This window comes from Pantoea sp. UBA5035 (assembly GCF_002415245.1).
In the GTDB taxonomy this organism is placed as follows: domain Bacteria; phylum Pseudomonadota; class Gammaproteobacteria; order Enterobacterales; family Enterobacteriaceae; genus Pantoea; species Pantoea septica.
The window spans coordinates 209,736-225,244 of the sequence record NZ_DICD01000003.1 but is presented as its reverse complement, the minus strand read 5'-3'; the positions used below and the strand labels follow the sequence as shown (position 1 = coordinate 225,244).

The 15,509-nt window shown below is 59.5% G+C and carries 11 protein-coding genes and 1 pseudogene; 7 read left to right on the top strand and 5 right to left on the bottom strand.

Annotation, left to right across the window (positions count from 1 at the left end; all coding sequences use genetic code 11):
* Nucleotides 1–9 precede the first annotated feature (9 nt).
* Nucleotides 10–1,161, top strand: coding sequence for an amidohydrolase (locus B3229_RS01905; RefSeq protein WP_286868076.1), 1,152 nt, complete (start codon nucleotides 10–12; stop codon nucleotides 1,159–1,161).
* A 152-nt stretch (nucleotides 1,162–1,313) separates the two neighbouring features.
* Entirely contained in the window at nucleotides 1,314–3,266 is a 1,953-nt protein-coding gene (locus tag B3229_RS01900; RefSeq protein WP_048782453.1) for a methyl-accepting chemotaxis protein, read from the top strand.
* Nucleotides 3,267–3,321: 55 nt separating this feature from the next.
* On the opposite strand, the gene B3229_RS01895 is transcribed toward B3229_RS01900, so the two are convergent.
* From B3229_RS01895 to B3229_RS01885, 3 genes and pseudogenes are all read right to left on the bottom strand, one after another.
* The gene (locus tag B3229_RS01895; RefSeq protein ID WP_286868073.1) at nucleotides 3,322–3,801 is read right to left on the bottom strand and encodes an Hcp family type VI secretion system effector; all 480 of its coding nucleotides are present in this window, start codon (nucleotides 3,799–3,801) and stop codon (nucleotides 3,322–3,324) included.
* Between the two features lie 220 nt (nucleotides 3,802–4,021).
* Nucleotides 4,022–4,713: pseudogene (locus B3229_RS01890) on the bottom strand (hypothetical protein).
* A 248-nt stretch (nucleotides 4,714–4,961) separates the two neighbouring features.
* Nucleotides 4,962–5,603 carry an HD domain-containing protein gene (locus B3229_RS01885; RefSeq protein ID WP_048782459.1) on the bottom strand — a complete coding sequence of 214 codons (642 nt, stop codon included), beginning with the start codon at nucleotides 5,601–5,603 and terminating at the stop codon, nucleotides 4,962–4,964.
* Between the two features lie 113 nt (nucleotides 5,604–5,716).
* Between B3229_RS01885 and B3229_RS01880 the strand changes: the two genes are divergently transcribed.
* Nucleotides 5,717–6,700, top strand: a complete 984-nt coding sequence (locus B3229_RS01880) for a GlxA family transcriptional regulator (protein ID WP_286868069.1) — start codon at nucleotides 5,717–5,719, stop codon at nucleotides 6,698–6,700.
* A 79-nt stretch (nucleotides 6,701–6,779) separates the two neighbouring features.
* On the opposite strand, the gene B3229_RS01875 is transcribed toward B3229_RS01880, so the two are convergent.
* Nucleotides 6,780–7,988, bottom strand: coding sequence for a zinc-dependent alcohol dehydrogenase (locus B3229_RS01875; RefSeq protein WP_286868067.1), 1,209 nt, complete (start codon nucleotides 7,986–7,988; stop codon nucleotides 6,780–6,782).
* A gap of 343 nt (nucleotides 7,989–8,331) precedes the next feature.
* On the opposite strand from B3229_RS01875, the gene fdhF reads away from it, so the two are divergent.
* From fdhF to B3229_RS01855, 4 genes are read left to right on the top strand one after another with little or no spacing between them, the layout of a single operon-like run.
* The gene (fdhF, locus tag B3229_RS01870) at nucleotides 8,332–11,304 is read left to right on the top strand and encodes a formate dehydrogenase subunit alpha (RefSeq protein WP_286868064.1); all 2,973 of its coding nucleotides are present in this window, start codon (nucleotides 8,332–8,334) and stop codon (nucleotides 11,302–11,304) included.
* Nucleotides 11,304–11,792, top strand: a complete 489-nt coding sequence (locus tag B3229_RS01865) for a DUF1641 domain-containing protein (protein ID WP_048782468.1) — start codon at nucleotides 11,304–11,306, stop codon at nucleotides 11,790–11,792. Before fdhF ends, B3229_RS01865 begins: the two co-directional genes overlap by 1 nt.
* Entirely contained in the window at nucleotides 11,785–13,152 is a 1,368-nt protein-coding gene (locus tag B3229_RS01860) for a cytochrome ubiquinol oxidase subunit I (RefSeq protein ID WP_286868063.1), read from the top strand. The genes B3229_RS01865 and B3229_RS01860 overlap by 8 nt, the downstream gene beginning before the upstream one ends.
* Entirely contained in the window at nucleotides 13,149–14,093 is a 945-nt protein-coding gene (locus tag B3229_RS01855) for a cytochrome d ubiquinol oxidase subunit II (protein ID WP_286868062.1), read from the top strand. Before B3229_RS01860 ends, B3229_RS01855 begins: the two co-directional genes overlap by 4 nt.
* On the opposite strand, the gene clcA is transcribed toward B3229_RS01855, so the two are convergent.
* Nucleotides 14,090–15,490, bottom strand: coding sequence for a H(+)/Cl(-) exchange transporter ClcA (gene clcA / locus B3229_RS01850; RefSeq protein WP_410477767.1), 1,401 nt, complete (start codon nucleotides 15,488–15,490; stop codon nucleotides 14,090–14,092). The two genes, B3229_RS01855 and clcA, sit on opposite strands and share 4 nt — an antisense overlap.
* Nucleotides 15,491–15,509: the final 19 nt, after the last annotated feature.

The following is a 15,509-nucleotide window of genomic DNA, read 5'->3' as shown; positions in this document are numbered from 1 at the left end:
GGAAATAATATGAAAGAGATCCGCGAGCAGGATCGGGCGCTTGCCAGCCAGATCCAGGCGTTTCGCCACGACATGCACCGTTTTCCCGAACTGTCGAATCAGGAGTTCGAAACCACTAAAAAAATCCGCGCGGCCCTGACCGCGGCGGGCATCCGCATCCTCGATCTGCCGCTGAAAACCGGCCTGGTGGCCGAGGTCGGCGAGGCGGCGGGACCGCTGGTGGTGGTACGCTCCGATATCGACGCGCTGCCGATTGAAGAGGAGTCGGGCGTCGACTTCGCCTCTGAGAACGCGGGCGTAATGCACGCCTGCGGTCACGATTTCCACACCTCTGCCGCGCTGGGCGCCGCCATTCTGCTGCAGCAGCAGGCGGCGTCGCTGAAAGGGCGCGTGCGCATCCTGTTCCAGGCCGCTGAAGAGACCGGCCTGGGCGCGCCCGACCTGATCGCCACCGGCGCGCTGGATGACGCCGCGGTGATTTTCGGCATCCATAACGATCCGACTTTGCCGGTGGGCGTCGTGGGCGGCAAAGAGGGCGCGCTAACGGCTGGGGTCGATCGCTTTGAAATCAAGGTGGCGGCTAAAGGCGCGCACGCGGCGAAACCGCATGAGGGCAACGATCCCATTATTATCGTGGGGCAAATTATTAGCGCGGTGCAGACGCTGATCAGCCGTAACGTGCCGTCAGATCAGAACGCCGTGGTCTCGATCACGCAGATCCACAGCGGCAGCACCTGGAACGTAATCCCCGATACCGCCTATCTGGAGGGCACGGTGCGCACCTTTAGCAGCGAGGCGCGCGCGCTGATCGAGCAGCGCTTCCGGGCGCTGCTGGACGGTCTCGCCGCCGCGTTCGGCGCGCAAATCGAATTCCTGTGGCACGCCGGCCCGCCTTCGGTGGTGAATACCGCGGAGTGGGTCGATTTTGCGCTGGAGCAGGCGAGCGACGTCGGTTTCGAGGCGCGCCGCATCGACGCCAGCCCGATTGGCGAAGACTTCGCCTTCTATCAGCAGAAGATCCCCGGCACCTTTATGATGGTCGGCTCCGGCGGCCCCTGGGCGCTGCACCATCCGAAGTTCCGCGTTGACGATAAAGCGCTTTTCCCGACCGCACAGTATCTGGCGCAGCTGGCGGTTAACGCCTTGATTAAGCTGGCCTGATTCTTTTCTATCCGGGGCGAACGCCTGCGCGTTCGCCCTCCCGCCCCGCATTCCCGCGTTTAGCTGCTTAAGTTTCAATCGCCCACGCCGATAAGGTTTTTAACAGCGCTGCTGTTTTATTCGCCTGTATCCGAAAAGTGGGGAAACCAATAATGAAAGCGGATCGCATTCCGAAAAAGAGATTAAGTACCCGCGCCATGATGCTGCTGACCGGCGCGCTGACTATCGCCACCGGCTTCGCCGTCACTATCGGCGTGCTGAGCTGGCAGTCGGGCCAGGCGCAACGCACGCTGGCGGAAGAGTATCTGCAACAGATTGCGCGCAGCAAGGCGCTGGAAGTAGAGCAGAGCCTCAACCACGCGCGCGATGTGGCGCAGAGTCTGGGGCAAAGTATCATCGCGCTGCCGGATGCCGGCGTACACGATCGCCACGTCGCCGACAAGCTGGCTGAATATGCGCTGCGCAGCAACCCTGACTACCTCTCCATTTCCGTCATCCTGGAAAAAGATGTTTTCGACGGACGCGACGCCGAGTTCGCCGCGCAGAGCGGCCAGGCGCCGGAAGGGCGTTACGCCTGGTTTGTCGATGTCGATCAGGCGGGCAATTATAAAATGCATCCCCTGACCTCCTATCTGACGCCCGGCCAGGGAGATTACTATCTGGTGCCGCAGCGTACGCGCAAGGACTTTCCGACCGAACCCTACAGTTATGCCTATAACGGCGTGCCGACGCTGTTGACCTCGATCACCACGCCGATTATCGATCGCGGCAAACTCTGGGGCGTGGTCACCTCCGATATTTCGCTGGCGAAGCTGCAGCAGCGGGTAAATGAGATCAAACCCTGGCAGGGCGCGGGCTACGCCATGCTGCTTTCCAGCGGCGGTAAGATCGTCTCTTCGCCCGATAAAGCGCAAAATAACCAGCAGTGGAAGGGCGACAAAAGCCGCCTGACCACCGCGGTGACAGAGCAGGAGGATGCGCTGCTCGGCGAGAAAACGCTGATGACCTGGCAGCCGATCGCCATCGGCAACAGCAGCAACGTCTGGTATCTGGGCGTTGCCGCGCCGCTGGACTTAGTGATGAGCGCCGCGCGTCAGCAGCTGCATAACGCCCTGTGGATGATGCTGGCGAGTATTGTGCTGGTGAGCCTGCTGCTGGGCGTGGTGTTCAGCCGCATCGTGCTGCGTCCGCTGGGCGGTGAACCCGCCGATGCGGCCGCCTTTGCGCTGGCGGTAGCGGATGGGCAGCTCAATACGCGCATTCCACTGAAGGCGGGCGACCAGAACAGCCTGTTCTATGCGCTGCATACCATGCAGGCGCGGCTGATTGCGATGGTGGGCCACATTAAAGAGACCAGCGCCTCGGTGCGCGACGGCGCGGAGGAGATCGCCAAAGGCAATATCAACCTGGCGTCGCGCACCGAGCAGCAGGCCGCCGCGCTGGAGGAGACCGCCGCCAGCATGGAACAACTGACGGCAACGGTGAAACACAACGCCGCCAATGCGCATCAGGCGACGTCGCTGACGGAAAACGCCTCGCAGACCGCGCGCAAAGGCGAGGCGCTGGTGGGCGAGGTGGTGCAGACCATGGCGCAAATCAACGACAGCGCGCGCAAGATCGGCGATATCACCGCCATCATCAACAGCATTGCGTTTCAGACCAATATTCTTGCGCTTAACGCGGCGGTGGAAGCGGCGCGCGCCGGCGAGCAGGGCCGCGGTTTCGCTGTTGTCGCGTCTGAGGTGCGCAACCTGGCGCAGCGCAGCGCCGCGGCGGTAAAAGATATCGCCTCGCTGATCGAAGAGTCGACGCAGCGCGTTGACAGCGGCGTTAGCCTGGTGCGTCATGCGGGCGACACCATGCAGGAGATCACCCAGGCGGTGACCTCGGTGCAGGCGATTATCGACGAGATTGCCACCGCTTCCGACGAGCAGAGCCGGGGCATCAGCCAGGTCTCTGTGGCGGTCAACGAGATGGACAGCGTTACGCAGCAGAATGCCGCGCTGGTGCAGGAAATTTCCGCCGCCGCCAGCGCGATGGAGGATCACTCCTCTCTGCTGGCGCAGTCGGTCGAACAGTTCCGGCTGGAGGGGCAGCCTGCATAAGCCCATATGCAAAAGCAGCCTGAGGGCTGCTTTTTTTATCAGTACCTCAACTGGTTCAGGCCATCGCGCGCTCATTCCATGTGTCGCGGTAAATAACATTCCCGTCGACATATTTCCATGTAATAGCTTCATAGCGCATTTCCAGCGTTTCCAGATGGGTGCTGCTTATACTGTTAGGGGCAAGGTAGGGCGAAACGGTAGTGATTTTTACATTTTCCAGAATGATATTGAAATATTCGACTTCTATACCCGCTTCCAGAATACGATACATTTTAATCGTCGCTTTCTTCATTGGGCGGCCCTCACATACGGCGCGATAAAGAATCGGAGTCGTATTATCAAATTCTTTGACTATAGTGATCGGCCGATGAATCCGCGTTCCCGTTAATTTACCCCTGTTGGGATCAACCGGAATAGTTACGCCGTGAGAGAAAGACTTTAACTCGATAGAGCCTAAGCGCTGTGGCATGGTACAACCACCAATAACAGGCGATCCGTTTTCATCTTCAAGCCAAAGGTGTGCGGGAGTAGACATAGTATTTCCTTAAAAATTTACGATAATCATTTCCATGAATGTCACCATTTAAACAAAAAAATGACACTGAAGAAAAATAGAGGGATAGGCCAGAGTGGTGCATTGGGAAATAGCCAAATTTGCAATAGTGCAAATGCTATAGTTAACAATGATGGGCCGTATAAGGATAGTAACGATCTGAAAGTTCTGTAAAAAACTCTAGAGATAAACTGCCGAAGCATTAGCGAATCATCCCTGAAATGATATCGGCAACTTCAGGATCTGAGATGCATTGTTCTATAGTGCCGTTAAAACGTTCGAAAAGTGGTTCTATCAAAAAATACATCATCTCTAAATCCTGACTATATAAAGCAGAGTAGTAGACTGGATTGGTAAATTTAAGGCGGTTTGCGCTATTCGCCGCTTTCTGAAAGATACCATAAATTCCGATGCCGCTAATAATACCAGACGCGCGGCCTCCCACTGATGCGCTCAGCTCAATATTCATGTTCATGCCTGCGGCGGCGGCAGATGCCGTTGCTAGTGCAAAACCAGTAACTGTTAGAGAAATTGAAGCAATATGAATATTAACATTCATTAATAAGGCTTTTATATGTTGTAATTGATCGTTAGTCTTATATCTAAATATTTCCTGGAAATAAACTCTCAGCATCTCGCTAATAATATTTTCGTGCTGTAAAAGGCGTAATACGCCCAGAGTAAATCGATAATCCTCATTTTCTGGTTTTCACAGACATCGTAATAGTCTTCAGTAAAACAGGACGTGTAATAAAGAGCGCGTCTTGCACCTGATCCAATCGTATTTATCTGATCTAAAATGGCATGGCGAACGCCTGTTATTGCATGGTCGAGTTTTAAAGCAAGAATATTGTTGGATTGCAAATAACTGATAATGTCATCTTTGTAATACATAGCCCTCTCCTTTTGGCTGTGGAACTATTGGGTTAACCATCCCTTAGCTCTGGGCTTCACGTCAAAACAGGGGAGGCAACCTTATAGCCATGCTAACTATAAGGTCTTTTTGGTTAATATGTAAACAGAGAAACTGTTCCTTATGGTGGTCGACGTTATTTTTTAACGTTAGGGCGGAAAGAGGCTGATCTTCAGGTCTCCGTAAGCGAAAAAAAGCAGCCGTGAGGCTGCTTTTTTATTGCCGGCACTCAGCCTTGCCAGCGCGACTGCCGAATGATGCTGCAAAAATTAAGCGGCGCGAAGCCAGGCTGCTTGTCCGCGATCACATCCGCCTTGACGTTGCCGAAGGTGGTCTGCGGTTTGTGTTGAATGCCGTCATAGAAGGCCTGAATAATCTCCTCTTTAAAAGCGGCGCTGCGCGGATGCTGGCTTACCACCGCCTCGCGCGCCTCGTCGCTAAACTCGTCGTAGCGGATCCCCAGCACGTCCATTTCAACGCCTGCGGTCACCAGCGCGATCTCCGCCGCCATAAATTCAGGAATGCCGGGCGTGGTGTGCAGGGCGATCGCCGTCCAGACCTTGTCGATATCGCTTTGCGCAATGCCGTAACCGGCCAGGAAGGCTTTCGCCGCGTCTGCGCCGTCTACCTCGAAACGTTTGTCGCAGCTGCAGTGCTCATGCGTCAGACCGATATCGTGAAACATGCAGCCGACATAGAGCAGTTCGCGATCGACCTTAAGCCCGCGCTGCTGGCCCGCCAGTGCGCCCCAGTAGTAAACGCGGCTGGAGTGGTGAAACAGCAAATCGGATTCGCTGTCGCGGATAAAGGCGGTCGCGTCGCGGGCAAGCTGTGTGTCAGGAATGGCAATACCGTTTATATGAAAGCTCATCAGGATTCTCCGTTGGGTTAGCTGCCAGTGAGCATAAAACGGATGATCGCTGTCTCAAATTATCTTATAACGATGATTCAGGACATAACTGCAGTTCAGGACACCCCGCAATCATGTCGCATTCCGTTACCCTGTTCGCGCTGCCCGGCGTGCAGCTGCTTGACGTTTCCGGCCCGCTCGACGTATTCGCCGAGGCGAACCGCGCGCTGCGTCGCCAGTTTTACAGCCTGCGCGTAATGGCGGTGAATGCCAGCGCCATTACCGCCTCTTCCGGCGTGCGGCTCAGCGCCGATTTCCTGCTGCACGAGGCGGCGCGCCATCCGATCGATACGCTGCTGGTGGCGGGCGCGCCGGATGCGCAACAGCGCTATTTAAACGAGGCGCAGTGCGCGCAGCTGAGCGCGATCTGCGCGCGCAGCCAGCGCTACGGCTCCGTTTGCAGCGGCGCACTGCTGCTGGCGCAAACCGGGCTGCTGCGACAGCGGCGCGTGACGACGCACTGGGCCTGCGCCGATCTGCTGGCGCAGCGCTGCCCCGAGGCGCGGGTCGAACCGGACGCGCTCTGTATCGCCGACGGGCCGCTGCGCACCTCGGCGGGCGTGACCGCCGGGCTGGATCTGGCGCTGCGGCTGGTGGAGGAGGATTTGGGCCGCGAGGTGGCGGAAGAGGTAGCGGCGAATCTGGTGATGTTTTTTCGGCGGCCGGTCAATCAGGGCCACTTCGCCCGGCGCGACAGCGTATCGATCAGCGGCCGCGCCGCGCTGCAGGAGCTACAGCGCTGGGCGCTGGCCCATTTGCCAGAGATTGGCGGCGTGCAGGATCTGGCGACGCATATCGATCTCAGCGTGCGTCATCTCGGACGCCTGTTCCGTCAGGAGCTGGATATGCAGCCGGGAAGCTGGCTGGAGGATGCCCGTATTGAAAAGGCGCGCGAACTGCTGGAAGCGGGACGGCTGCCGCTCAAGGCGATTCCGGAAGCGTGTGGCTATCGCAGCGGCGACGTCATGCGCCGCGCTTTCGCGAAACGCACCGGCATGACGCCGGCGGTGTATCGACGCCTGTTTTTGCAGACGTCAGCAGCGTCTCGCCGTGAATAGCTCGTGCCAGTTAAACGATAAACGGCCCGAAGGGGCGTTGACATAGCTTGCATGCAGCAAAAAGTGACCCACTGGCTACTTAGGTCTCCAGCTCTACTTTAATCCAGCCGGGCTCACGTTTATCGAACGCCTCATAAGCCTTAATGACATCCGCAATCGGCTCGACTTTGGTCAGCACTTTGGCTGGATCGATAACGCCGCTGCGCGTCAACTCCAGCAGATAAGGGATATGGGTATGGTGGTTGCAGTTGCCCATTTTAAGGGTCAGGTTCTTGTTCATCGCTTTGCCGATGGGGAAGATCTCCGCCGCGGGAGGATAAACGCCAATGATGCTGATGCGGCCTGCTTTTTTCACACCCGCGATCGCCCATTCCAGCGCCTGGGTCGGCGCATCGCCCGGCACCCATTTGCCATGCTGCGGATGAGTTTCAGGCGCCACCTGAGCCACCTCTTCGCTGAATTTCTCCGCTTTCTCTTCGGCCTCCTCGCTGGCCGGGCCGTGATGAGCGTGCTGACTGTCAACGCCAACCGCGTCGATGGCGCAGTCGGCGCCGGTGCCGCCGGTCAGCCTTTTGATCGTCTCCACCGGATCGTCGCGTTCGAAGTTAACCGGGAACGCGCCCTGCTGGCGCGCCATCGCCAGTCGATCCTCGTGACAGTCCACTGCAATCACCCGCGCCGCGCCCATCAGCAGGGCGCTGGCGATGGCGAACTGCCCGACCGGCCCGCAGCCGAACACCACGACGATATCGCCGCGGGTAATATCGGCCAGCTCGGCGCCGAACCAGGCGGTAGGAAAGATATCGCTAATCAGGATTGCCTGATCGTCGGTTACGCCGTCAGGAATTTTTACCAGCGTATTGGCTGCGAAGGGAATGCGCGCCTTTTCCGCCTGTAAGCCGTTTACCGGGCCGGTGGCTTTGGGGCCGCCGAAAAAGCAGGTGCCCGCCTCAGGGCCGTTAGCATTAGCATTGTCGCACTGTGCGGTATGCCCGGCGCGACAGGGAGGACAGACGCCGCAGGAGACGGTGGAGCAGACCACCACGCGATCGCCCGGACTGAAGTTGCGCACCTCGTCGCCTACCTGTTCAACGATGCCGACCGCCTCGTGGCCGAGAATGGTGCCGGGCTGCATATCGCTAAAGGTGCCGCGAATAAAATGCAGATCCGTCCCGCAGATCGCCGAGGCGGTAATACGAATGACGGCATCGCCCGGTTGTTCGATTTGCGGATCGGGAACGTTATCCAGCTGAATATTTCCCACGCCGTGCCAGACGAGTGCCTTCATTATTCACCTCTGTCGCATATATGTCGTTTGCTGTAAATCAGCCAGAATAAAAAGTATAGAAAGCGTCAGAAATTCTGCGCGGCAGATAAATAAGCGCGACGGTTAGCAATGATTAACACTTTTTGGGATCTCTCTCGTAAATAAATTTACCTCTCTGAAATAGCTCATCTTTTATGGCTAAACCCCAGGCGAAACGCGGGGATTTTTACCAGGCTGTGGTTAATAAACGAAGCCGTTCAATGGCAGGCAATTTAATAGTCGCTAAGCTGAAGACATAACTTTACATAACAAACAAAAAGCACGCTGGCAGAAGCCAATTGCAATGTCGAGAACGAGGCGTTAAATGTCAGAGAAAACCTGTACCATTATTTATAATGGCGAATCCCTGGTGGGCGCCGTTAATCAGCCCTTGATCGACTTTCTTACCGAGCAGGGAAAAAAATTGCCTCACGTCTGTTACCACCCGGCGCTGCAGCCGCTGGAGAGCTGCGATGTCTGCTGGGTGGAAGCCAACGGGGAAAAGGTGCGCGGCTGTACGCTACGCACCTTCCAGGGACTGGAAATCAACAGCGAAGGGGAGTGGCCGCGCGCCGCGCAGCAGGAAGGGATGGATCGCATCCTGAATCGCCACGAGCTTTACTGTACGGTCTGCGAGCACAACACCGGCGACTGTACGCTGCATAACACCGTCGCGGATATGCATATCCCGATTCAGTATTACCCCTACCAGCGCAAGCCCACCAGCAAGGATCATTCGAATCCCTTTTACACCTACGATCCTGACCAGTGCATTCTCTGCGGACGCTGCGTCGAGGCGTGTCAGAACGTTGAGGTGAATGAGACGCTGAGCATCGATTACACCCAGGAGCATCCGCGCGTATTGTGGGACGGCGGCACGCAGATCGCCGGATCGAGCTGCGTCAGCTGCGGCCACTGCGTGACGGTCTGTCCCTGCAACGCGCTGCTGGAGAAGACCATGCAGCCCGACGCGGGCCCCTTTACCGCGATGGATGAAGGGCTGAAACGTCCGATGATCGACTTCGTCAAATCGCTGGAGAATAGCATCGGCATGGAGCCGATCACCGGTATCTCGCTGATCGACGACGCGCTGCGTCAGGCGGAAATTAAGCGTACCAAAACGGTTTGCACCTACTGCGGCGTGGGTTGCAGCTTCGAAATCTGGACGCGCGATCGTCATATCCTGAAGGTGCAGCCGGTCGCGGATGCGCCCGCCAACGGCATTTCCACCTGCGTAAAAGGCAAGTTCGGCTGGGACTTTGTTAACAGCCCAGAGCGCCTGACCACGCCGCTGATCCGCGAAAACGGCCGCTTCCGTCCAGCCAGCTGGGACGAAGCGCTGGATCGTGTGGCGCAGGGGCTGCGCGACGTGGCGCGTCAGTACGGCGGCGACGCTATCGGCTTTATCGGCTCCAGCAAGGCCAGCAACGAAGAGGCCTACCTGACTCAGAAAATTGCCCGCCTGATTTTCGGCACCAATAACGTCGATAACTCGTCGCGCTACTGCCAGAACCCGGCGACCGAAGGACTCTTCCGCACCGTGGGTTACGGCGGCGACGCAGGCACCATTCGCGACCTGCAAAAAACCGAGCTGATTATCACCGTCGGCAGCAATCTGGCGGAGAACCATCCGGTCATCGCCTCGCACATCAAGCAGAGCCACAAGCATCGCGGGCAGAAGCTGCTGGTGGTGGATCCGCGCAAACATGAGATGGCCGAGCGCGCCGACCAGTTCCTGCGCATCAAGCCGGGCACCGATATGGTGTGGGCCTCGGCGATGGCGAAATATATGTTTGATCACGGTTATGCCGACGAGGCATTCCTGGCGCAGCGCGTCAATCATGTCGAGGAGTATCGCGCGTCGCTGGCGCCTTTTACCCTGGACTTCGCCAGCGAAGTCACCGGTCTGAGCGTGGAAGAGCTCACTACGGCGGCGGAGATGATCGGCCAGGCGGGCAGCGTCTGCCTGCTGTGGGCAATGGGCATTACCCAGCACAGCCACGGCGCGGACACCAGCACGGCGTTGTCGAATCTGCTGCTGGTGACCGGCAACTACGGGCGTCCAGGCACCGGCGGCTATCCGATGCGCGGTCACAACAACGTGCAGGGCGCGAGCGATTTCGGCTGCCTCAGCAACGTTTATCCCGGTTATGAAAAAGTCTCTGATCCATTGATACGCGAAAAATGGGCGCGCGCCTGGGGCGTGACGCCGGAAGAACTCTCCGACCAGCCCGGCGCAGATAACTTTATGATGGTGCAGCACGCGCACGAAGGGAAACTGCGCGCCATGTATATCACCGGCGAAGAGACCGCTTTCTCCGACGCGGATTCCACCAACGTGCATGAAGCCTTCAGCCGCCTCGACTTTATGGTGGTGCAGGATATTTTCATGAGCCGCACCGCCGAGTTCGCTGATGTGGTGCTGCCCGGCAGCCCAAGCGTGGAAAAAGAGGGCACCTTCGTCAACACCGAGCGCCGCATCCAGCACTTCTCGCCAGCGATGGCTCCGCTGGGCGACAGCCGCCCCGACTGGCGCATCTTTACCGATCTGGCCGCACGTCTCGGCCATCACTGGAACTATCCTAATCCCGGCGCGATTATGGCGGAAGCGGCCAGCATCGCGGAGATCTTTGCCGGCGTCAGCTACGAGCGGCTGGTAGGCTGGCAGTCGCAGATCTGGCCGGTAACGCCGGACGGCGAAAGCACGCCGCTGCTCTATACCGAAAAATTCAAGTTCCCGGACGGCAAGGCGCGACTCTATCCGCTGAGCTGGCAGCCGCCGATGGAAGAGGCGGACGCGGAATACGACCTGATGCTGGATAACGGCCGTATGCTGGAGCATTTTCAGTCCACTAACCAGACCGGCCAGGGCGGCCGCATGATGTCGCTCTCGCCTAACTGGTTTGTCGAGATCTCTCCGCAGCTGGCGCAGGCGCGCGGGCTGCAAGAGGGCGAATGGGTCGCGCTCACATCGCGGCGCGGCACGTTAGAAGTGCCGGTGGTGGTGACCGATCGCGTAGCGGGCAACGTGCTCTTTATCCCGATCCATCACGGCAAGCCGGGCGTCAACGGCCTGACGGGCGAGCACCACGATCCCGACGTCAATACCCCGGCCTATAAAGAGCTCGCCGTCAGCATGACGAAACTGACGCGGACGCCGCAGCCGAACCCTATTCCACGCCATAATTTCCGCCACGGCCAGCGCACGCCGCTGGATCATCTGCCCATTGAGCAGAAATGGCAGCAGGAAGGCTACGTTGAGCCGCCTGAACACGTTGAACACCCGGAGAAATTCTAATGGCCGAACGCCTTTCCTATACCGTGCCGCCGACGCGCACCGAGAAAACCGCGCAGGAAGCGATGGATGAACTGGTGGAAAACCTGCATGAGCACGGTTTTCTGCGGCTGGCGAACGACGCCATCAAAGCCAATAACGATATCGGCAAAATTCTGGTTGCCGGCCTGAACCGACCCGGCACGCAGAGTGCGCTGCAGAATATATCGCTGATCCTGATGACGCTGAGCACCATTCCGCCGGAGCGGCTCAACCATATTTTGCTGGCATTGCGCGACGCGGCGATGGCGATGAAGCCCGCCAGCGACGCCACACAGCAGGAGGGTAACGCCGCGCCGGGGATCCGCGGCGTGCTGCATCTGCTGAACGACGAGAAGCTATGGCAGGGATTGCGGCCACTGTTCGCCGCGCTGGAAGCGTTTTCCGCAGGCATGCAGCGCGAGGAGGAGAAGCCGATCACCCGCTATAGCGGAAAGCCGAGCAATGAGTGACGCCGAATGGGTGCTGCTGCTGTCGCGAGGACAGTTCGCGCTCACCATGGGGATGCACATTACGCTGGCCGCGCTGACGCTTGGTCTGGCGCCTTTTTTGCTCTGGTTCGAAGCGCGCTGGCTGTGGGGAAAGCAGCCGGGCGCGCGCGAGGCGCTGCACTTCTGGCTAAAGGTCTTTGCGCTGACGGTGGCGATCGGCGCGGTGTCCGGCGTGGTGATGGAGGTGCAGTTCGGTACGCACTGGGCCGGGCTATCGCAAAAGGTGGGCGGAGTCATTGGTCCGCTGCTGTTCTACGAAGTGCTGGTGGCTTTTTTTCTCGAGTCGGGGCTGACCGGCGTCATGCTGTTCGGCATGGGCAAAATCAAACCGGGCCTGCACTTTATCGTCACCTGCTTTGTCACGCTCGGCGCGCTGCTGAGCGCCTTCTGGATCCTGGCCGCCAACTCCTGGCTACAGACGCCGACCGGCTTTACGCGCGACGAGAGCGGGCGCTTCCTGCCGGAAAGCTGGGCGATGGTGCTCTCGGCGCCCAGCTTTCCCTTTCGCTTTAGCCATATGCTGCTGGCCTCGCTGATCGCCGTGGCCTTTATGATTGCGGGCGTGGCGGCGCGGCGCCTGCTGCACGATGTTCAGGAACAGGCTGCAAGACGCATGCTGACGGCCGCGCTTACCTTCACGCTGGTGGCGGTGCCGCTTCAGGTAGTGGTCGGCGATCTGCATGGGGAGAATACGCTGGCGCATCAGCCCGCCAAGCTGGCGGCGATAGAAGGCAGCTGGCGTCCGCCTGCGGCAAACAGAGGCGAGCCGCTGCGGCTGTTCGCCTGGCCCGATCAGCCGGCGCAGCGCAACCGGCTGGAGGTGGCGATCCCCGATATCGCCTCGCTCTATTTGCGCCATAACCTCACTGGCCACATTAAAAGCCTGAGCGAGTTCGATGCGCAAAACCTGCCGCCGGTCGCGCCGGTTTTTTTCGCCTTTCGTCTGATGGTGGGGCTGGGCGTGGTAATGCTGCTCGCCAGCCTGGTGGCGAACGTGCAGCACTGGCGCGGACGGCTGACCACCTCGCGCCGTCTGCTGCACATGCTGGTATGGCTCTCGCCAGCGGGCTTTATCGCCATGCTGTCGGGCTGGCTGGTGACGGAAATCGGCCGCCAGCCCTGGACGGTCTACGGCATGCTGCGCACCGCTGACAGCATCTCTGCGCTCTCGCTCTCTACCACCGTGGCGATACTCGCCGCCATTGTGGTGATTTACGGCCTGAGCTTTGCGTTAGGGCTGCGTTATCTGCTGAGGCTGGTTTCAGCGCCGCTGCAGCCAAAAGGTGACGTTGTCACTCAAGAGATCAGGACATCGCCATGACGCTCGCCGACTTCGCGGCGCTGGCGCTGCTGCTATCGATGCTGATCTACGTGCTGCTTGACGGCACCGATCTCGGCGTCGGCATGCTCTTTCCCTGCTTCCGCGAAGAGTCGCAGCGGCGGCGCATGGTTAACAGTATCCTGCCTGTCTGGGATGCCAACGAAACCTGGCTGGTGCTGCTGGCGGGCGGCATGTTCGCGCTCTTCCCGGCGGTATACAGCCTTTTGTTCAATGCGCTCTGCGGCCCGGTGTTCGCTATGGTGCTGGCGCTGTTTCTGCGCGGGCTGGCGCTGGAGTATCGCGCGCAGGCGCAGGAAGCTTTTCGCCACTGGCTGGATCGGCTGATGTGCGCCAGTTCGGCGCTGGCGGCCTTTCTTCAGGGCTGGTGCGCAGGCGTAGTCTTCGGCGCGGAGCCGCAGCGTGGTCTGGAAATCGGCTTCTCTCTGACGCCGCTGCTGTGCGGGCTGGGGCTGGTGGTGATCTATCTACTGCTTGGCTGCTGCTGGATCCGCTGGCGCATCGGCGAGGATGTTGAAGAGCGCGCCAGCGCGCTGGCCTGGCTGTGCTGGGTACTTTCGCTGGTGCTGTTTCTGTCGGTGCTGCTGCTTAACCGCGATATCTGGATGACCGCCTGGCAGCGCTGGCCGGGCAAAATCGCCGCCATGCTGATTTTCCTCTGCTGGCTGGGCCAGCTGCTGGCGCTGTGGCGCGGGCGAGCGACCTGGCAGCTGACGCTGACGCTCGGGCTGATTACGGCGGTATTTGCCGGCGTCGCCTGCGGTTTTTACCCCTGGCTGATCCCCTGGCAGCAGGATCTGCACCGCAGCGCGGCGCCGGCGGCGACGCAACGCTTTGTGCTGATCGGCACCGCCATCGTGATGCCGCTGACGCTGCTCTATCACAGCTGGGCATTCTGGGTATTCCGCGGCAAAGTGCGCTAGGCCTTGCCGCTCTCCGTTTGCTGCTGACGCGCCAGGGTGCGCGCCAGAAGAGAAGAGTAGAGCGGCTTGCCGCCGAGGAACTGCGCCAGCAGCGTCGCGCCCAGTCCGGTGACGATCATCGGCAGGATCAGCTGATAGTTATCGGTCATCTCCAGCACCAGCACGATGCCGGTCAGCGGCGCGCGCACCGAAGCGGCCAGCAGCGCGCCCATGCCGGCGATGGCGAAGGTGGCGGGCTGCAAATGATAGAGTGGGAAAAGATCCGCCATCAGCACGCCGAAGGCGGTGCCCAGCACGGTGCCCAGCGCCAGCATCGGCGCGAAAATGCCGCCTGGCGCGCCAGAGCTGAAGCAGAGCAGCGTGGTGAACAACCGCACCGCAAAGATCACCAGCAGCACGCCGAAGGTATAGTGGCCACCGGTCGCCTGCGGGATCAGCTCGAACCCGCCGCCTGCCCCCGGCGCGAACCACAGCGCCAGCAGACCGCAGCCGCCGCCGAGTGCGCCGCCAGTGGCGACCACGCGCCAGATCCGCCCGGCATAGAGGCGGGCGAAGGCGTCCTGACAGAGAAAAATCAAGCGGTTAAGCAAGACACCCACCATACCGAACAGCATACCCAGCACCAGATAGAGCCACAGCGTCTCTACCGGCGCGTCCGCCAGTTTGCCGACGGAGATCACCGGATGCGCACCGTTGATCAGGCGGAAGACAATGCTCGCCATAATGACGCCGGTAAACACCGCTTTGATGGAAATAAGGTTGTAGCGAAACTGCGGGCGCATCTCTTCAATGATGAAAAGTATACCCGCCAGCGGCGCGTTAAAGGCGGCCGCGAGCCCGGCCGCCGCGCCGGTCGCCAGCAGGGAGTGGCGCGCTTCGTCACTGCGAATACGCAGCAGATCGAGCACCATGCGGCCAATATTGCCGCCAAGCTGCACCGTCGGTCCTTCGCGACCGAGCACCATGCCCGCGCCCAACGTGCCCATCCCGCCGAAAAACTTCACCGGGATAACGCGCCACCAGCGTACGGGACGCAGCTCTTCCAGCGCGCCTTCGATTTCAGGAATGCCCGAGCCTGCGGCTTCCGGCGCAAAGCGGCGTACGAGAAAATAGCCCACCATCGCCAGCAGCGCGGAGAGCGCAAACGCCAGCGCGTAAAGCTTCCAGCCGCTGAGCAGCGTCGGATCGGCCAGCGACAGACGCCAGTGCTGTACCCAGTGAACCGCGCTGGCGAATGCGCTGCCGACCAGCCCGACGAAAACGCCGACCAGCGCGGCGGAGATAAGCACTGCGACAGGGGTTTTATCGCGGTTAAGCAACGCCCGGAACATGCGATTGCGCGCCGGGATCGACTGAGGAACGTTAACTGAGGAGTGCGTTTCGTTATTCACTGTCATTCACTGCTGCAGAAAAGGA

Coding starts and splice junctions, on each gene's coding strand:
- B3229_RS01855 (WP_286868062.1), top strand. CDS start 13,149: ATGACGCTCGCCGACTTCGCGGCGCTGGCGCTGCTGCTATCGATGCTG.
- B3229_RS01875 (WP_286868067.1), bottom strand. CDS start 7,988: ATGAAGGCACTCGTCTGGCACGGCGTGGGAAATATTCAGCTGGATAAC.
- B3229_RS01860 (WP_286868063.1), top strand. CDS start 11,785: ATGAGTGACGCCGAATGGGTGCTGCTGCTGTCGCGAGGACAGTTCGCG.
- B3229_RS01900 (WP_048782453.1), top strand. CDS start 1,314: ATGAAAGCGGATCGCATTCCGAAAAAGAGATTAAGTACCCGCGCCATG.
- B3229_RS01905 (WP_286868076.1), top strand. CDS start 10: ATGAAAGAGATCCGCGAGCAGGATCGGGCGCTTGCCAGCCAGATCCAG.
- B3229_RS01885 (WP_048782459.1), bottom strand. CDS start 5,603: ATGAGCTTTCATATAAACGGTATTGCCATTCCTGACACACAGCTTGCC.
- B3229_RS01880 (WP_286868069.1), top strand. CDS start 5,717: ATGTCGCATTCCGTTACCCTGTTCGCGCTGCCCGGCGTGCAGCTGCTT.
- clcA (WP_410477767.1), bottom strand. CDS start 15,490: ATGACAGTGAATAACGAAACGCACTCCTCAGTTAACGTTCCTCAGTCG.
- B3229_RS01895 (WP_286868073.1), bottom strand. CDS start 3,801: ATGTCTACTCCCGCACACCTTTGGCTTGAAGATGAAAACGGATCGCCT.
- B3229_RS01865 (WP_048782468.1), top strand. CDS start 11,304: ATGGCCGAACGCCTTTCCTATACCGTGCCGCCGACGCGCACCGAGAAA.
- fdhF (WP_286868064.1), top strand. CDS start 8,332: ATGTCAGAGAAAACCTGTACCATTATTTATAATGGCGAATCCCTGGTG.